The 16,453-nt window shown below is 57.8% G+C and carries 16 protein-coding genes; 10 read left to right on the top strand and 6 right to left on the bottom strand.

What is annotated here, in order from left to right; genetic code table 11:
- Positions 1 to 84: 84 nt before the first annotated feature.
- The 3 genes from osmF to rirA form a co-directional block, all read right to left on the bottom strand.
- Positions 85 to 996, bottom strand: coding sequence for a glycine betaine ABC transporter substrate-binding protein OsmF (osmF, locus tag ACQZ5Y_RS04865; RefSeq protein ID WP_112496511.1), 912 nt, complete (start codon positions 994 to 996; stop codon positions 85 to 87).
- A 141-nt stretch (positions 997 to 1,137) separates the two neighbouring features.
- Positions 1,138 to 2,184 carry an AbrB family transcriptional regulator gene (locus ACQZ5Y_RS04860; protein ID WP_174049116.1) on the bottom strand — a complete coding sequence of 349 codons (1,047 nt, stop codon included), beginning with the start codon at positions 2,182 to 2,184 and terminating at the stop codon, positions 1,138 to 1,140.
- Between the two features lie 170 nt (positions 2,185 to 2,354).
- Positions 2,355 to 2,825 carry an iron-responsive transcriptional regulator RirA gene (rirA, locus tag ACQZ5Y_RS04855; protein ID WP_003514531.1) on the bottom strand — a complete coding sequence of 157 codons (471 nt, stop codon included), beginning with the start codon at positions 2,823 to 2,825 and terminating at the stop codon, positions 2,355 to 2,357.
- A 173-nt stretch (positions 2,826 to 2,998) separates the two neighbouring features.
- On the opposite strand from rirA, the gene ACQZ5Y_RS04850 reads away from it, so the two are divergent.
- A complete protein-coding gene (locus ACQZ5Y_RS04850; RefSeq protein ID WP_019564505.1) occupies positions 2,999 to 4,048 on the top strand; it encodes a Fe(3+) ABC transporter substrate-binding protein in 1,050 nt (349 codons plus the stop codon).
- A gap of 78 nt (positions 4,049 to 4,126) precedes the next feature.
- Here ACQZ5Y_RS04850 and ACQZ5Y_RS04845 read toward each other — a convergent pair whose 3' ends face one another.
- A complete protein-coding gene (locus tag ACQZ5Y_RS04845; protein WP_003514535.1) occupies positions 4,127 to 5,623 on the bottom strand; it encodes a CoA-acylating methylmalonate-semialdehyde dehydrogenase in 1,497 nt (498 codons plus the stop codon).
- A gap of 175 nt (positions 5,624 to 5,798) precedes the next feature.
- On the opposite strand from ACQZ5Y_RS04845, the gene ACQZ5Y_RS04840 reads away from it, so the two are divergent.
- From ACQZ5Y_RS04840 to pncB, 8 genes are all read left to right on the top strand, one after another.
- A complete protein-coding gene (locus tag ACQZ5Y_RS04840; protein ID WP_174049117.1) occupies positions 5,799 to 6,113 on the top strand; it encodes a putative quinol monooxygenase in 315 nt (104 codons plus the stop codon).
- Positions 6,110 to 6,991 (top strand): LysR family transcriptional regulator, encoded by an 882-nt coding sequence (locus ACQZ5Y_RS04835; protein ID WP_113291271.1) that lies wholly within the window; start codon positions 6,110 to 6,112, stop codon positions 6,989 to 6,991. Before ACQZ5Y_RS04840 ends, ACQZ5Y_RS04835 begins: the two co-directional genes overlap by 4 nt.
- A gap of 116 nt (positions 6,992 to 7,107) precedes the next feature.
- Positions 7,108 to 8,028, top strand: coding sequence for a DMT family transporter (locus tag ACQZ5Y_RS04830; protein ID WP_003514540.1), 921 nt, complete (start codon positions 7,108 to 7,110; stop codon positions 8,026 to 8,028).
- Between the two features lie 307 nt (positions 8,029 to 8,335).
- Positions 8,336 to 9,442 (top strand): DUF475 domain-containing protein, encoded by a 1,107-nt coding sequence (locus ACQZ5Y_RS04825; RefSeq protein WP_003514542.1) that lies wholly within the window; start codon positions 8,336 to 8,338, stop codon positions 9,440 to 9,442.
- Positions 9,443 to 9,810: 368 nt separating this feature from the next.
- Positions 9,811 to 10,155 (top strand): MarR family winged helix-turn-helix transcriptional regulator, encoded by a 345-nt coding sequence (locus ACQZ5Y_RS04820; protein WP_003514544.1) that lies wholly within the window; start codon positions 9,811 to 9,813, stop codon positions 10,153 to 10,155.
- A gap of 17 nt (positions 10,156 to 10,172) precedes the next feature.
- Positions 10,173 to 11,024 carry a C40 family peptidase gene (locus ACQZ5Y_RS04815; RefSeq protein ID WP_112682570.1) on the top strand — a complete coding sequence of 284 codons (852 nt, stop codon included), beginning with the start codon at positions 10,173 to 10,175 and terminating at the stop codon, positions 11,022 to 11,024.
- Positions 11,025 to 11,118: 94 nt separating this feature from the next.
- Entirely contained in the window at positions 11,119 to 11,478 is a 360-nt protein-coding gene (locus ACQZ5Y_RS04810) for a hypothetical protein (protein WP_065661490.1), read from the top strand.
- A gap of 158 nt (positions 11,479 to 11,636) precedes the next feature.
- Positions 11,637 to 12,941 (top strand): nicotinate phosphoribosyltransferase, encoded by a 1,305-nt coding sequence (gene pncB / locus ACQZ5Y_RS04805; RefSeq protein WP_003514549.1) that lies wholly within the window; start codon positions 11,637 to 11,639, stop codon positions 12,939 to 12,941.
- 64 nt (positions 12,942 to 13,005) lie between these two features.
- On the opposite strand, the gene ACQZ5Y_RS04800 is transcribed toward pncB, so the two are convergent.
- Complete coding sequence (locus tag ACQZ5Y_RS04800) at positions 13,006 to 14,400, bottom strand: leucyl aminopeptidase family protein (RefSeq protein ID WP_111799233.1); 1,395 nt, start codon at positions 14,398 to 14,400, stop codon at positions 13,006 to 13,008.
- Between the two features lie 142 nt (positions 14,401 to 14,542).
- Here ACQZ5Y_RS04800 and ACQZ5Y_RS04795 point away from each other — a divergent pair, with 142 nt between their 5' ends.
- The gene (locus ACQZ5Y_RS04795; RefSeq protein ID WP_065659772.1) at positions 14,543 to 15,367 is read left to right on the top strand and encodes a tetratricopeptide repeat protein; all 825 of its coding nucleotides are present in this window, start codon (positions 14,543 to 14,545) and stop codon (positions 15,365 to 15,367) included.
- Positions 15,368 to 15,466: 99 nt separating this feature from the next.
- On the opposite strand, the gene ACQZ5Y_RS04790 is transcribed toward ACQZ5Y_RS04795, so the two are convergent.
- A complete protein-coding gene (locus ACQZ5Y_RS04790) occupies positions 15,467 to 16,453 on the bottom strand; it encodes a type II secretion system F family protein (protein ID WP_013635294.1) in 987 nt (328 codons plus the stop codon).

Raw genomic sequence — 16,453 nt, 5'->3', positions numbered from 1 at the left:
CCGCTCCCCCGGATCACAGGTTCGGACGGGATGTGGTGAACCTCACATGGTTTCCGATATCCCGCCCCAACGGTTCTCTGGCAATTACTTGAGGAAACCGTTCTTCGTCAGGAAGTCGGTCGCAACTGCCTTGGCCTGTTCGCCTCCCACCTGCACGCGGGCGTTCAGCTCCTGCAAGGTTGCCAGATCCAGCTTTTCGAAAACGGGTTTCAGCAATGTTTCGATATTGGGGTTCTTTTTCAGAACTTCCTCGCGAATGATCGGCGCGGGCTGGTAGACGGGCTGCACATGCTTGTCGTCCTCAAGCACGACAAGACCGGACGGCGCTATGCCACCATCGGTGCCATAGACCATGGCAGCATTGGCATTGTTCGTCTGGTTTGCGGCGGCAGCGATAGTGGCAGCCGTGTCGCCACCGGAAAGCGTGATCAGCTGATCCGGCTTCATGGTAAAGCCGTAGGTGGTCTGAAATGCCGGCAGGGCGGCTGCGGAATTGACGAATTCCGAGGAGGCGGCAAGAACCACCTGACCGCCACCGGCAATGTATTTGCCGAAATCCGAAAGCGTCTTCAGATTGTTCTTGTCGGCAACATCCTTGCGCAGCGCGATCGCCCAGGTGTTGTTTGCGGGAGATGGTGTCAGCCAGACGATCTTATTGGCGTCATAGTCGAGTGTCTTGGCTTCCTGATAAGCCTTGGCGGCATCTTTCCAGAGCGGGTCGTCCGCCTTGGAGAAGAAGAAGGCGGCGTTGCCTGTGTATTCCGGATAAATGTCGATCTCGCCAGCAGTGATCGCTTTTCTGACGACCGGGGTAGCGCCGAGCTGGATGCGATCCGTCGTCTCAATATTGTTCTTGTTCAGCACGGCGAGGATGATGTTGCCGAGAACGCCACCCTCCGTGTCGATCTTAGACGACACCACCACCTGCGCCTGAGCGAAGGAAACAGAAAGGGCAAGCGCAAATCCGGCGCCTGTCAACATCATCAAGCGGTTCATGAATAGTCCTCCGGTGGGTCAGCCTGTCCAACACGCGAAAAATCGCCGCCGCAATTGCGGAGAAACATGAACGGCCAGAGGAACAAATGGTTGCAACGCCATTGGCGTTTTTTACCTGTATGGCGAGGGCGCTGGCCCGGCTTAGATTTCGCCGTCCCGCTTGCGTGCATCCTTGCCCATGACGAGCGGCATGAGAACCGACAGGAACAGAAGTCGGAGAACGTGATGTGAGCCGACATAGGCGGTATCGGCATGCATCATCACGGCCATCGCCGCCATGGTTTCAAGACCGCCCGGCGAATAGGCGATCATCACCGCATTGAGCGGAACGCCTGTAATGTTGGAAATCATCCAGGCGATACTTCCGGCGATCACCATCACGGCGATGGTGACGACGAAACCTGCCAGAAAGCCTTTTCGCACATCCATCAGCGACACATTCGAAAAGCGCGTGCCGATGAGACAGCCGATCAGCACATAGACCGGCAGGCTGAGCCAGCTCGGAACGCCGCCCTCGGTAAGGCCGGTAATATGGGTGCCGATGGAAACCGCGACGCCGCCCAGCAGCAGGGCTGCGGGAAATCTCCAGCGAAGGAACAGCCATCCCATCGCAAGCGACGCGCAAATAGTCAGGGCCAGTGTGAACAGGCCCATCGGTGGATTGGCGATGAGCGGTTCCGTACTGACGAGATCGAAATATTCAACAATCAGCGGCACGGAAAGCGTCAGCGCCATCACCCGCACGCTTTGCACGATGCTGACGGTCGCAAGGTCGCTTTTCGTTTCGGCACCGAGGCTGATGATATAGCTGAGGTGCCCGGGCGAAGCGCCCAGCATCGCCGTCGTCCTGTCGTATCCGAAGCCGTAATGAAGGATCCAATAGGCGACATACAGCATGATGACGACTGCAACGAGCACGATGACGAAGCTCAGTGGCCATGTCTTCGCGGCATCGATCACCGACGGCGTTACGCTCGTTCCCATCGAAATGCCGACCACAACGAAACAGGCATTGCGGATGAAGGCCGGAATCCCAAGCTTCACGCCCGCCAGTCCCGTAATCGTCACGGCGAGCGCCGGACCGGACAGAAACGGCGCTGGAACGTTAAGGAGACTGGCAAGCAGCGCACCCATGCTGCCGACGAGCGCGGTAAGTGCAAATGTATGGAATTCAGGCTTGATGATCATTGCGACGCTGGCTGATTGCTTCAAAAAAGCTCGCGACCAAATGCGCCGCTTCGTCTCCTGGCGTCAACACGCTCGACCAAAAATATTGCATTTCCGAAGTATTCTATAAAATAAAAGCCCGTGACCTGTGGGCACGGGCTAGCGCAATTGTTGCTTGGGCAATGGGATGATCAGGCGGCCGGCAAGGCGGCGATCTTTGGCATTTCCGTGTCGATGCCGAGCAGGAAGTTGATCTGCGGCCGCGCCTTGACGAGATCGTCGATGGAATATTCCGCCAGCACATCGAAGAAGGCATTGAGCGCCTTGCGAAGCGCCGAGTTGAGGCCGCAGCTATCCACAAGCGGACATTCGACAGCACCGTCCTCGAAGCATTCCGCCATGGCAAAACTGTCTTCGGTCACCTTCACCACGTCAAACAGGCTGATTTTCTCAGCGGGTTTGCCAAGACGCACGCCGCCGTTACGGCCGCGCACGGTTTCCACCAGACCGGCCTTGTTGAGCGGCTGCAGAATTTTGAAAAGGAACAGCTCAGATACGCCATAAGCCCTGGCGATCTCCGGAATGCGGCTCAACTTGCCTTCATTTGCGGCGCAATACATCAACATGCGAACGGCATAGTTGGTCTGTTTGGTCAAACGCATGCTGGTCTCCTAACTCTCAATGTGGAGTTATATAGTCTCTTTTTCAGTTTAGAACAATTCCAGAAACTGAAAAAACTGGCAGCCATCCGATATTTCTCGGACAGCCTTGTTGACCGCTTTGATGATTCATGAACAAACAAGTCAAGAATCTGAATGTAATGGAGGCATTCTTAATGGCAAGCTTGAAATCGTGTTTTTCCGCTGCCGTTTTTTCGGGTCTGACGATCCTCTGGGCCGCGCCCGCTGCTTTTGCGGACGGCGAGGTGAACGTCTATTCCTACCGGCAGCCCGAGTTGATCCAGCCGCTGCTCGATGCCTTCACGAAAGAAACGGGCATAGAGGCCAACGTTCTCTTCCTCGACAAGGGTCTGGTGGAGCGTATTCAGGCAGAAGGCGTCAATTCGCCGGCCGACGTGCTGTTGACGGTCGATATCGCCCGGCTTGTCGAGGCGAAAGAAGGCGGCGTCACGCAGCCGGTGCTGAACGATCCCGTCATTGAAAAGGATATCCCGGCCAATCTGCGCGATCCGCAAGGCGAATGGTTCGGCCTGACGACGCGTGGCCGCGTGGTATATGCCTCAAAGGAGCGGGTCACCCAGAAAGACATCACCTATGAAGAACTTGCCGATCCGAAATGGAAGGGCAAGATCTGCATTCGCGACGGCCAGCATTCCTACAATATCGCGCTGATCGCCTCGATGATCGCCCATCATGGCGTCGATTATACCCGGACATGGCTGACCGGCCTTAAGAACAATCTTGCCCGCAAGCCTGATGGAACAGACCGCAGCCAGGCCAAATCGATCTTTTCCGGCGAATGCGATATCGCGCTCGGCAATACCTATTATGTCGGCCTGATGCTGACCAACGACCGCGAGCCGGAGGAAAAGGTCTGGGCGGGATCGGTGCGGGTGATCTTTCCCAATGCGGGCGATCGCGGAACGCATGTGAATATTTCCGGCATGGCGCTGACCAAATACGCACCCAACAAGGACAATGCGCTGAAGCTGATGGAATTCCTGGCATCGCGCGAGGCGCAGGAAATCTATGCCAAGCAGGTCTTCGAATACCCGGTGCTGCCCGGCGCGGAGCCTTCCGATGTCGTGAAGGGCTTCGGCCCCATCAATCCGGACAAGCTGCCACTGACGGATATTGCCGCCCACCGCAAACAGGCATCCGAGCTGGTGGACGAAGTGGGTTTCAACGACGGCCCGACCAATTGACGCCGTTAACACGCCTGTGACCGGTTAGGATACCGGCGGGTCAATCGCCCGCCGGTTCATTGTTTAGAGACGCATTGCTTACTTCATCGTCGGCATGACGAATTCGGCACCCGATTTGATGCCGGACGGCCAGCGCGAGGTGATCGTCTTGGTCTTCGTCCAGAACTTGATCGAATCCGTTCCGTGCTGGTTGAGATCGCCGAAGCTCGAGGCCTTCCAGCCGCCGAAGGAGTGGTAGGCGAGCGGAACAGGGATCGGAACGTTGATGCCGATCATGCCGATATTGATGCGGCTGGCGAAGTCACGCGCAGCATCGCCGTCACGGGTGTAGATCGCAACACCGTTGCCATATTCATGCTTCATCGGCAGTTCCAGCGCGTCTTCGTAGTTCTTGGCGCGAACGACGGAGAGAACAGGTCCGAAGATTTCCGTCTTGTAGATGTCCATGTCAGGGGTGACGTGGTCGAACAGGCAGCCACCGACGAAATAGCCGTCTTCATAACCCTGGAGCTTGAAGTCGCGGCCATCGACTAGCAGTTTCGCGCCCTGCTCGACACCGCTGTCGATCAGACCCTTGACGCGCGTCTGGGCTTCCTTGGTAACGAGCGGGCCCATATCGGCCTTGTCGTCGGTGTAGGGGCCGATCTTCAGTGCTTCGATCTGCGGGATGAGCTTTTCAACGAGACGGTTGGCCGTTTCTTCGCCAACCGGAACCGCAACCGACACAGCCATGCAGCGTTCGCCGGCCGAACCGTAACCGGCGCCCATCAGGGCGTTCACGGCCTGATCGAGATCGGCATCAGGCATGATGATCATGTGGTTCTTCGCGCCGCCGAAGCACTGTGCGCGCTTGCCGTTCATGGCGGCAGTACCGTAGACGTAGCGGGCAATCGGCGTGGAACCGACGAAGGAAACCGCGCCAATATCCGGATCGGTCAGGATGGCGTCGACAGCGCCCTTGTCACCATTGACGACGTTGAGGATGCCGGCCGGAAGACCTGCCTCGATCATCAGTTCGGCAAGGCGGATCGGCAGGGACGGATCGCGCTCGGAAGGCTTGAGGATAAAGGCGTTGCCGCAGGCGATTGCCGGCGCAAACATCCACATTGGGATCATGCCGGGGAAGTTGAACGGCGTGATGCCCGCACCGATGCCGACCGGCTGGCGGATCGAATACATGTCAATCGCGGGACCTGCGCCCTCGGTGAACTCACCCTTCTGCAGATGCGGAATGCCGCAGACGAATTCGCAGACTTCGAGGCCGCGCACGATATCGCCCTTGGAATCTTCGACGGTCTTTCCGTGCTCGCTGGAGAGCAGCACCGCCAGCTCATTCATGTCGCGGTTAAGAAGTTCGACGAACTTGAAGAAAACGCGGGCGCGGCGCTGCGGGTTGGTGGCGGCCCACTTCGGCTGTGCCGCTTTTGCGCTTTCCACGGCAGCGCGCAGCTCGGCGTCGCTGGCAAGCGCGACAGTCGCCTGCACTTCGCCGGTTGCCGGGTTGTAGACGTTAGATGTGCGGCCACTGGTGCCGGACACATGCTTGCCGTTGATGAAATGGCCGATTTCCCTCATGGGGCTTTCCTCCGCTATTTTTTGATGGGTGCAACATTGCACTTGAATTTGTACAAATCAATGAACTCAGATAAGAAACCGTTGTGCGTAAATTGAAGCAAGGCGAGCATTTTGAGGGTAGCGGCGGATTTCCGACACCCACACGTTCGCCGGTCAACAGAAGGTCAGAAGCTTGATGAGCGATGAACCAGTCGTGCGGATGGCTGAAATCGAAATCGATCTAACCCAGCTGGATGCCTATCGCAGACTGCTTGCAGAAGAGATCGAAGCTTCGGTCAGCCTGGAAATTGGTGTGCTTGCATTAAATGCGGTGGCAATTAAAGGCAGCCCGGAAAAGATTCGCATCCTCGAAGTCTACGCGGACCGGGCGGCATATGAAGCGCATCTGCAAACGCCGCATTTTCTGAAATACAAAGAGAGTGTGGCAGGAATGGTGACGTCGCTGACCTTGCTTGATGTCGAACCCATAATGCTGCGCAGCAAACCATGAATTGGGATGACGTCCGCATCTTCCTCGCCGTTGCCCGCTCCGGGCAGATCCTTGCCGCATCGAAACGGCTCGGCCTCAACCACGCAACGCTTTCGCGACGATTGACGTCGCTGGAGCAGGCACTGAAGACCCAATTATTTATCCGCCGGACGAACGGTTGCGAACTGACCGAAGAAGGTCAGCTGTTTTTGGGCGCCGCCGAGCGCATGGAAACCGAAATGCTGAATGCGCAGGCAAATCTCGGTCGTGTCGATACGGCAGTGGCGGGAACGGTGCGCATCGGCGCGCCCGATGGTCTCGGGGTTTCTTTTCTTGCGCCACGGCTTGGCCGGCTGACCGCGCGTTATCCCGACCTAAAAATCCAGCTCGTGCCGGTTCCGCGCTCCTTTTCCCTGTCGCAGCGAGAGGCCGATATCGCCATCACCATCGAGCGGCCGGAACAGGGTAGGCTGATGTTTTCCAAGCTCACCGACTATTCGCTGGGGCTTTACGCATCGAAGTCCTATCTCTCCGAATATGGAACGCCGGCGGATGTGGAAACACTCAAGCGCCATCGGCGCATCGGCTACGTCGAGGATCTGATCTTCTCGCCTTCTCTGAACTATACCGGCGAGATCATGCGCGACTGGGACGCCGCCTTTGAAATATCCAGCGCCACCGGTCAGACCGAGGCGGTGCGCTCGGGCGCCGGTATCGGCATCCTGCACAATTACATTGCCGGACAATATCCCGAACTTCTGCGGATCATGCCGCATATGAGCATAAGTCGGTCCTATTGGACGGCCTATCACGAATCCGCCCGTCAGTTGGTCCGCGTGCGCACGGTGGTCGATTTTCTCCAGGAACTCGTTCACGAAGAGAAGCGCATGTTCGCGTGACATCGAAATTGCCGATTTATTAGTACTATTAATACGCGACTCCTCCCGCTTCGGGCTTGACAAACGAGGGCTGGCTGAACGACCAATGCAGCCATTGGGAGAGAACGGAACCTGACATGCCGAATATATTACGAAAGCTTTCGCCGACTGGCCTCGGCGTGGCCGTCATGCTGCTTGGAATGCTGCTTTTCGCGTTGAACGACGCTATGGGAAAATGGCTGGTTTCGACCTACAGCCAGGGGCAGGTGATCCTCATCCGCAGCGTCGCTGCCCTTGTCATTCTGGTTCCGATCGTGTGGAAAGGCGGTCTTTCCGGCCTCATGAAAATCGAGCGACCGTCTCTTCAGGTGGCGCGAGTATTCTTCTCCACCGCCGAGCTTTTCTGTTTCTATTTCGCAGTCGCTGCCCTGCCGCTGGCAGACGTGATGACCTACTGGCTCGCCGCCCCCATTTATGTGGCGGCTCTATCGCCGTTTCTCCTGGGAGAAAAGGTCGGCTGGCGTCGCTGGACGGCCATCGCCATTGGTTTCGTCGGTGTTCTCATTGCCTTGCAGCCAAGCTCGGCAAGCCTCACCTCGGCCGCACTGTTTTCCATTCTCGGCAGCGCCGCCTTCGCCTTCATGATGTTGTCCGGACGCCAGCTACGCAACACGCCTGATACGGTGCTCGCTTTCTGGCAGATCATCGGTGCGGGGCTTGCGGGCCTCGTTGCGGTGTTCGTCACGCCGTCGGGCTGGTTGCCGGTCCAGTCCGGTTTCGATCTCGCTTTCCTCGGCCTGCTCGGCGTGGTCGCCATGGCGGCGCATGTGCTGGTCAACCGCGCTCTGAAGCTCGCGGACGCCGCGACCGTCGCGCCGCTGCAATACACATTGCTGCTCTGGGCGGTGGTCTTTGGCTGGCTGTTCTTTGGTGATGTGCCGCAGACCAGTATCGTCGTCGGTGCGGGCCTGATCGTTCTTTCCGGCCTTTATATTTTCTTCCGTGAAAATACGCTCAAACGCGGTCGCGAAAAGGTGGATATACTGGCTGCGGACTAGGCATTTCCTCTGTTTACCCGTGATGTTGCCGCCGAAATCATCACGGGACTTGACGAAGAGGTGATCTTCGAGGAGTAAGAGAGGGTCCTGCGATCATATGTCTCGCAAGGGCAGAGGAAACAAAGGTGCCGGGCCCCTCTGGCGAGAGTTTTACGGCGCTCTCGTGATGTCGGTACCGCCTGCAAAAATTGGCCGGCGGATTAAAAACTATGAAAAACCTGAATGTGCTTCGCGCGCGTGCTTTCTGCGTGCGGCCCGACGTCCTGCGTCGTTCCACAATCGCTCTCGTTACCGGAGGTAACCGGACATGAGCGCCGCCCAGAAAACCACACTTTCCTACTTCAAGTGGGCTTTTATCGTCACCATCGTCGGTCTGATCCTTGGCGGCTATCTCGGCTGGGAAATGACCGGAACTGTCAGTGGAACAGCGACGATCTTCTTCATTTGTGCGGTGCTTGCCGTGCTGGAAATTTCGCTTTCCTTCGACAACGCCATCGTCAACGCCAACAAGCTGAAAGAGATGACGCCAGTCTGGCAGCATCGCTTCCTGACCTGGGGTATTCTGATTGCCGTTTTCGGCATGCGTATCGTCTTCCCGCTGCTGATCGTGGTCGTTGCCGCCAATGTCGGCCCCTGGACGGCGCTCGTCATGGCGGCCACGCAGCCGGAACGTTATGCAGAAATCATGCGCGACGCCCATCTGCCGATCGCTGCTTTCGGCGGTACCTTCCTGATGATGGTCGGTCTCAACTTCTTCTTCGACCATGAAAAGGACGTGCACTGGGTGCGCTGGATCGAGGAAAAGGCTGCGGTCTATTCCTCCGTCAAGGGTATCGAGATCGCCTTCGTGCTGGTCGTCATGCTGGCCTTCTCTCGTATCATCGGCGCCAGCGACAATCCGGAGCTTGGTCCGGTTGCGGCCAACACCTTTTTCCATGCGGCAATCTGGGGTCTTTTGACCTTCCTGCTGGTGGAAGTCGTCGGCGGTATTCTCGATCGTAGCCAGGAAGTGCTCGAAGGCGCTGCAAAAGGCGGCTTCGGTGCGTTTCTCTATCTCGAGGTGCTCGATGCAAGCTTCTCCTTTGATGGCGTCATCGGTGCTTTTGCGCTGACGCAGAACCTGTTCATCATCGCCATCGGCCTCGGTATCGGCGCCATGTACGTGCGCTCGATGACGATCATGCTGGTGGAAAAGGGAACGCTCGCCGAATACCGCTATCTGGAACACGGCGCTTTCTACGCGATCCTCATCCTGTCCGTCATCATGTACGTGCAGACGATGTTCCACATTCCGGAGGTCATCACCGGCCTTGGTGGCGCGACCCTGATCGGCATTTCGCTCTGGTCGTCGATCCGACATAACCGGCGGCACAATGCAGATGCGACCGATGCCGCACGCGGTGCGGAAATCTGATCCATCCCGATCCCAGCCTTCCGCTGTTACGGCGGAAGGCAGTTTTTAAGCACTGAATTGCTGATTGCCTGTTTTTGTTGCTATTTTCGCCTTGCGGAAAATTTGAACATAACATCGGAATTATACCCCAAGCACCTGTTTTTGCTCATATTTGTGCACTGCAGTAAAACTGGCACGCTTCCTGCATCTCATCTTGCAAGTCCAGAGGGGACATTAAAGGCCCGACAAACGGGTTTAAACAACACCGCCGCGCCGCGCGATCTTTTATGATCTGCGAAGGCGCGGCGGTTCTGTTTGTGCGGTATGCTTCTTGAGTTTTCCGCTCCGTTGAATGAAAACGGTGGGATAACGACTGGAAGGTTACCGGTTTGCCTGCAGAACTTTCGCCTACGGAGGCCTTGGGGCTTTGGCATCGCGTATCTGCTGCGCAGGTCACGGCCGATGCGCCGGATTTGACCTTGCGCCAGACTACAATCCTGCTGCAGATATACCTCGTGCCGCCGCCACATACCGTCCGGGGCCTCGCCGCCTTGCTGGGCGTGACCAAACCGGTCATCACCCGCGCACTCGACAGTCTGGGGGCGCTCGGGCTGGTTGACAGGGTGCGGGACGAACGGGACAAGCGCAATGTCGTGATAAAACGCACCGTGGCAGGTGCGCTCTATCTGGAAAAATTCGGCGATCTGATTATTGATCAGGCACGCAAGATCTAACCTCTGGATGTGAAACCATGATGCTCGACCGCCGCCTGAATGTCTTCCGCTCCGATCTGGCCGATGAGAAACTGCAAGGCGTGGTTCAGGCCGAGCGTTTCGTCAGCGGTTCGCCCGCCCAGATCGCGGTGCCGGTTATTGGCCTGCGGCCAACGCCTGACCTTGCCGCCGGCATCGATACGGAGCTGCTGTTTGGTGAAACCGTGCGCATTTTCGACCGGGCGAATGGCTGGGCCTGGGTGCAGGCGGATGCGGATGGTTATGCCGGTTACGTGCCGGAGACGGCAATCGGCGATGTCGTTGCCGTTACCCACCAGGTGGTTGCGCCACGCACCTTCCTCTATCCTTCCGCCGAATTGCGCAAACCGCCGGTCGCAGCCATTTCCATGGGCAGCATGGTCCGGATCGTTGGTGAGGCCGAGACACGCGGCACCCGCTATCTGCTGACCGAAAATGGCGAAGGCATAATCGCCGCCCATTGCCGCCCAGTCGATGCCGCTCTCGAAGAGGACTATGTTGCGGTGGCCTTGCGCTTTATCGAGACACCTTATCTCTGGGGCGGCCGCTCCGGCTTCGGCATCGATTGCTCGGGCCTCGTGCAATTGTCCATGGCGATGACGGGCCGACGGGTTCTGCGCGATACCGACATGCAGGTGAAATCGCTCGGCGTGGAAATAGAGCGCGATGAATTGCGCCGCGGCGATCTGGTTTTCTGGAAGGGCCATGTCGGCCTTATGGAAAACGAAGAGACGCTGCTGCATGCCAATGGCCACACGATGAATGTTGCACGCGAAAATCTCAATGAGGCCATCGAGCGCATCGGCTGGCTTTACGAAAAGCCGACGGCTTTCCGGCGTCTGGAAGGCTGAGGCGGCGGCTTCACGAAATTGTGCCTGCCTCGCCCTTTGTGCGACCACAGCCGAAAGCCTACATCGGTTGAATGATGGTACGGGACCGGCATCGATGAACACAAAAATGGAAACACGATTGGCAACGATCCTGGCAGCGCTTTTAATGAGCGCTTCCGCGCAGGCGCAGACCGTTTTTCAGAATGGTTTTGCTCCGGCTCCAGATGCCTATGCGAACCTGCCGGGTGTCAAGGACCCGCGAACGCTACAGCCCAAGGTGCGTTACAATTGCCACAGCGAACTTGGTGTAACTGGATATGCCCGCGGCCCATACCGGGATGTTTTCGGTAGCCGCGGTCTGCCGGTTCAAGGCTATCGCTGCACCGATGAGAACGGCATCTCCAGCTTCGGTGGCAGAAATCCCATCTCCAAGGACTGGTATCCCGGCATCAATCCTGTCGACCCGACCTTCTGAAGTAATATGACTTAAAGCGGCGTTTGCGCCGCCCGCACTCTGGACTTGTTGTTGCTTTTCCAGATAAATCTTTGACATGACAGGTTGATAATACCTGCCGAGGTGCGGGGTGACGTCGGCCCTGCCGATGTTCTGGGCCGATGCTGGGGAATGCAAGCATGACGAAGACCGATATAGCAACCCGTGTCCACAATCACACCTGGAAACTCGATCCGATCGTCCGCAGCCTGATCGATACGGATTTCTACAAGCTGCTGATGTTGCAGATGATCTGGAAACTCTATCCGGAAGTCGACGCGACGTTTTCGCTCATCAACCGCACGAAGACGGTGCGGTTGGCGGAAGAGATCGACGAGATGGAACTGCGCGAGCAGCTCGATCACGCGCGTACCCTGCGCCTCTCCAAGAAGGAGAACATCTGGCTTGCGGGTAACACCTTCTACGGCCGCTCGCAAATCTTCGAGCCGGAATTCCTCTCCTGGCTTTCGAGCTACCAACTGCCCGAATACGAGCTTTTCAAGCGAGACGGGCAATATGAGCTGAATTTCCACGGCCGCTGGATGGATACGACACTCTGGGAAATCCCGGCGCTGGCGATCATCAATGAGCTACGCTCGCGCAGCGCAATGCGCTCGCTTGGTTATTTCACGCTGGATGTTCTCTACGCCCGCGCAAAGGCCAAGATGTGGGAAAAGGTCGAACGGTTGCGGGAACTGCCGGGCCTGCGTATTTCCGATTTCGGCACCCGCCGCCGCCACAGTTTTCTGTGGCAGCGCTGGTGCGTCGAGGCGCTGAAGGAAGGCATTGGCCCTGCCTTCACCGGCACGAGCAACGTCCTTCTCGCCATGGATTCCGACCTTGAGGCGGTCGGCACCAACGCGCATGAATTGCCGATGGTGGTTGCGGCGCTGGCGCAAACCAACGAGGAACTGGCCGCAGCACCCTATCAGGTTCTGAAGGACTGGAACCGGCTTTACGGCGGCAACCTGCTGATCGTACTGCCCGATGCTTTTGGCACGGCGGCCTTTCTGCGCAACGCGCCGGAATGGGTGGCGGACTGGACGGGCTTTCGTCCCGACAGCGCGCCGCCGATCGAAGGCGGGGAAAAGATCATCGAGTGGTGGCAGAAGATGGGCCGTGACCCCCGCAAGAAGATGCTGATTTTCTCAGATGGGCTCGATGTCGATGCCATCGTTGATACATACAGGCATTTCGAAGGCCGGGTGCGCATGAGCTTCGGCTGGGGCACCAATCTGACCAATGATTTCGCCGGTTGCGCGCCGAAGACCATCGCCAGCTTGAAGCCGATTTCCATTGTCTGCAAGGTCAGCGACGCCAATGGTCGGCCAGCCGTGAAACTCTCCGATAATCCGCAAAAAGCGACAGGCGAACGATCCGAGGTGGAGCGTTATCTGAAGTTCTTTGGTGAGGAAGATCTCAAGGAACAGAAGGTTCTGGTTTGAGTAAGGCCGGGCGCTCCGCTTAACGAAGCGCCCGTGGGCCAGTCAGATCAACCGTGGTACCGATTTACTTCGCAAACTGGTGTGTGATGTAATGGAAGAGTGCTCTGATCCCTTGAGCCTCGCCGCCGATCGATGAATGGTGCCTTTCGCTCAAGGACCAGCCGTAAATATCGAAATGTGCCCATTTTTTCGTATTGGTGACGAAACGCTTCAGGAACAAAGCGGCGGTGATCGATCCTGCCATGCCGCCTGATGGCGCGTTGGTGATATCGGCCGCGCGTGAGCGGATATCCTTGTCGTACCCCATGTAGAGCGGCATGCGCCAAAGGGGATCGTCGGTATCGATGCTGGCTTCCGCGATATCGTGGGCCAGATCGTCGTCATCGGTATAGAAGGGCGGCAGATCCGGGCCGAGAGCAACGCGGGCGGCACCCGTGAGCGTTGCCATGTCAATCATCAGGTCCGGCGCATCCTCGTCTGCATAGGCCAGCGCATCGGCCAGAACGAGACGGCCTTCCGCATCCGTATTGTCGATCTGTACCGTCAGGCCCTTGCGGCTCCTGTAGATGTCACCGGGACGGAAGGCATTGGCGGAAATGGAGTTTTCGACGGCGGGCACGAGGACGCGAAGATTGACCGGCAGTTTCGCGTCCATGATCATCAGCGCGAGACCGAGAACATTGGCCGCACCACCCATGTCCTTCTTCATCAGCGCCATGGAGGCGGCTGGCTTGATATCGAGACCACCAGTATCGAAGCAGACACCCTTGCCAACGAGGGTCAGGCGGGGATTTCCCTTCTTGCCCCAGTTCATTTCCAGAAGGCGCGGTGCGCTTTCGCTGGCGCGGCCGACGGCATGGATGAGCGGGAAGTTTTCCTTCAGCAGATCGTCGCCGGTAATGACGGCCACCTTTGCCTTGTAGTGTGCGGCAAGGCTGCGGAAGGCGATCTCAAGCTCGTCCGGTCCCATATCGTTGGCCGGAACATTGATGAGATCGCGGGCGAGGAAGACGCCGGCCAGAACGCGCTTGATCTCGCCATCTTCGGCATCCTGCGGAATGAGAAGCTTGGCCCCGCTGGTTTTGGTTGTCTTGTATTTGTCGAAGCGGTAGCTGCCGAGGCCGAAACCGAGAGCCAGCCGATTGGCCGTCAATGGCGCGGTTTCAATATGCCACTCGCCTTCGGGCAGCTCGCGGGCCAGTTTTCCGGTTATGAACGGGATTTCTGAGGGATTGCCGCCAAGGCCGAGAAGAACGCCACCCAGCGAACCATCGGAAGAGGGAACAAGCAATACGGCGCCTGCTTCGGCCTTGAAACCCGCTTTCTTCGCCCAGTCCAGAGCAACAGGATCGATGGCACCCTGTTCGATATGGGCTGGCGTCACGGCGAAAACCGGCAGGGTGCTGCCAGCCTTGGAGCTGAAAGGTGTCGGGCGTTCGATGAACTGATAGGGCGCCATGGTCTGCTTTCGTAACTGTCGAGAATCGGTGCGATTAACGCTCTGTTAGGGTTAACAGATTATTGCTTAAGCGAAAGTTGCGTCATGTGAGTCTGTCGTATGTCGGGCGCAAGATCGATAATTCTTGGGCGGGAGCACTGCCATGACTGCTTTTTCTTTGAGCGAGACAGGTCGGACAGGCTTACTGCGGGGAGCATGTCTCGCAGCGCTGGTTTTCGCCGTTTCCGGATGCGCGAGCACCAACAAGCCGGATCGCATGTCCACCGGCTCCATTCCTGCGGCCACACGCTCCTATGACCACATGAACATGGACCAGCTCCGGCAGGCGGAGGAGACGGCCGGCAAGGCCTATGAACGCAGCCCCAAGGACAGGTCAGTCGGCATGAATTATGCCAACGTGCTGATGATGACCGGCAAGAACACGCAGGCGCTCGCGGTCATGCAGCAGATCGCCATCGCCAATCCGGCCGACCGCGAGGTGCTTGCTGCCTATGGCAAGGCGCAGGCAGCATCAGGCCAGCTCGAACAGGCCCTTTCAACCATCCAGAGAGCACAGACGCCTGATCGTCCAGACTGGCGGCTGTATTCCGCCGAAGGTGCCGTGCTCGACCAGCTTGGCAGGTCGAACGAGGCCCGCACAAAATACCGACAGGCACTCGATCTCAAACCGAACGATCCAAGTGTGCTCTCGAACCTTGGCATGTCCTATGTCCTGTCGAGCGATCCCCGTACCGCCGAGACGTATCTGCAATCGGCCATCGCCCAGCCGGGCGCCGACAGCCGCGTTCGCCAGAACCTCGCGCTCGTGGTGGGTCTTCAGGGACGGTTTGCCGAGGCTGAGCGCATCGCGGTTCAGGAACTTTCGCCACAACAGGCGCAGGCAAATCTCGGTTATCTGCGTGCAATGCTGTCGCAGCAGAATTCCTGGCAGCAACTGGCGAAGAAGGACAACAAGCCAGCAGGCTGATGCGGGTTCAGGCACGTCCACCAATGCCACATCGCAGATAATATTCACAGCTCCGCCTCATCACGCGCTACCGCCTTTAGGGCGGGCGCGTTTAGCGTGTCAGAACGTATCGGCGACGCGAATGCCGGCTGGTCCGAGAATGACTGCGATGAGCACCGGCAGGAAAAATATGATCATCGGCACGGTCAGCTTTGGCGGCAGGGCGGCGGCCTTCTTTTCGGCTTCGTTCATCCGCTCGTCGCGGCCTTCCTGGGCCAGAACGCGCAACGCCTGAGCCAATGGCGTGCCGTATCGTTCCGCCTGGATAAGCGCTTGCACCACGCTTTTGACGCCGTCTAGCTGCGTGCGCATGCCAAAATTCTCAAGTGCGATGCGCCGGTCCTGAAGGAAGGAAAGCTCCGCTGTCGTCAGCATCATTTCCTCCGCCAGTTCGGGCGACTGCTCACCCATTTCTTCCGCAACACGACGCATGGCGGCCTCCATGGACACACCGGATTCGATGCAGATCAGCATCAGATCCAGCGCATCCGGCCAAGCGCGCCTGATCGAGGCCTGCCGCTTGTTCATAGCGTTCGAAACATAAATATTGGGTGCGTAAAAACCCAGATAGCCGAATATGAGCACTGCCATCAGCCGGACGACGAAAGCCTTATCGGCGAGGTTTCCGAGAACGAAAACCCAGGTAAAGGCCAGGGCCAGAAAAACGAATGGCAGCACGAACCGGGCGGCAAGAAATGTGTTGAGCGCATTCTGTGAACGAAAACCCGCAGCGCGCAGCTTGTTCATCGTGTTCTTGTCGGCAAGCGCTTCCTGAAGGTTGAATTTTTCGACGATGCGGCGCGCCGATTTATTATTATTGCCACGCAGGGAGGCCTTCCCGTCCCTGGTGGCGGCGGCCAGGCGCTCACGCTCGCGGCTGCGAATGAGATCGCGCTCCGATGACACGGCTTTCATGCGCTTGGCGAAGTCTTTTCGCTCGAAGAGCGGCATGATGAGCGTATAGAGGGTTGCGAAAACCGCAAGGGTGACGAGAATGGCAATGATCGTTTGCGGGTCCGTCAGGCTGGAAAAGAGGCTTCCTGTCAT

Source organism: Agrobacterium sp. A3-95 (assembly GCF_053521785.1).
This window is presented reverse-complemented; position numbering and strand designations above follow the sequence as displayed.

Coding starts and splice junctions, on each gene's coding strand:
- osmF (WP_112496511.1), bottom strand. CDS start 996: ATGAACCGCTTGATGATGTTGACAGGCGCCGGATTTGCGCTTGCCCTT.
- ACQZ5Y_RS04860 (WP_174049116.1), bottom strand. CDS start 2,184: ATGATCATCAAGCCTGAATTCCATACATTTGCACTTACCGCGCTCGTC.
- rirA (WP_003514531.1), bottom strand. CDS start 2,825: ATGCGTTTGACCAAACAGACCAACTATGCCGTTCGCATGTTGATGTAT.
- ACQZ5Y_RS04850 (WP_019564505.1), top strand. CDS start 2,999: ATGGCAAGCTTGAAATCGTGTTTTTCCGCTGCCGTTTTTTCGGGTCTG.
- ACQZ5Y_RS04845 (WP_003514535.1), bottom strand. CDS start 5,623: ATGAGGGAAATCGGCCATTTCATCAACGGCAAGCATGTGTCCGGCACC.
- ACQZ5Y_RS04840 (WP_174049117.1), top strand. CDS start 5,799: ATGAGCGATGAACCAGTCGTGCGGATGGCTGAAATCGAAATCGATCTA.
- ACQZ5Y_RS04835 (WP_113291271.1), top strand. CDS start 6,110: ATGAATTGGGATGACGTCCGCATCTTCCTCGCCGTTGCCCGCTCCGGG.
- ACQZ5Y_RS04830 (WP_003514540.1), top strand. CDS start 7,108: ATGCCGAATATATTACGAAAGCTTTCGCCGACTGGCCTCGGCGTGGCC.
- ACQZ5Y_RS04825 (WP_003514542.1), top strand. CDS start 8,336: ATGAGCGCCGCCCAGAAAACCACACTTTCCTACTTCAAGTGGGCTTTT.
- ACQZ5Y_RS04815 (WP_112682570.1), top strand. CDS start 10,173: ATGATGCTCGACCGCCGCCTGAATGTCTTCCGCTCCGATCTGGCCGAT.
- ACQZ5Y_RS04810 (WP_065661490.1), top strand. CDS start 11,119: ATGAACACAAAAATGGAAACACGATTGGCAACGATCCTGGCAGCGCTT.
- pncB (WP_003514549.1), top strand. CDS start 11,637: ATGACGAAGACCGATATAGCAACCCGTGTCCACAATCACACCTGGAAA.
- ACQZ5Y_RS04800 (WP_111799233.1), bottom strand. CDS start 14,400: ATGGCGCCCTATCAGTTCATCGAACGCCCGACACCTTTCAGCTCCAAG.
- ACQZ5Y_RS04795 (WP_065659772.1), top strand. CDS start 14,543: ATGACTGCTTTTTCTTTGAGCGAGACAGGTCGGACAGGCTTACTGCGG.
- ACQZ5Y_RS04790 (WP_013635294.1), bottom strand. CDS start 16,453: ATGACAGGAAGCCTCTTTTCCAGCCTGACGGACCCGCAAACGATCATT.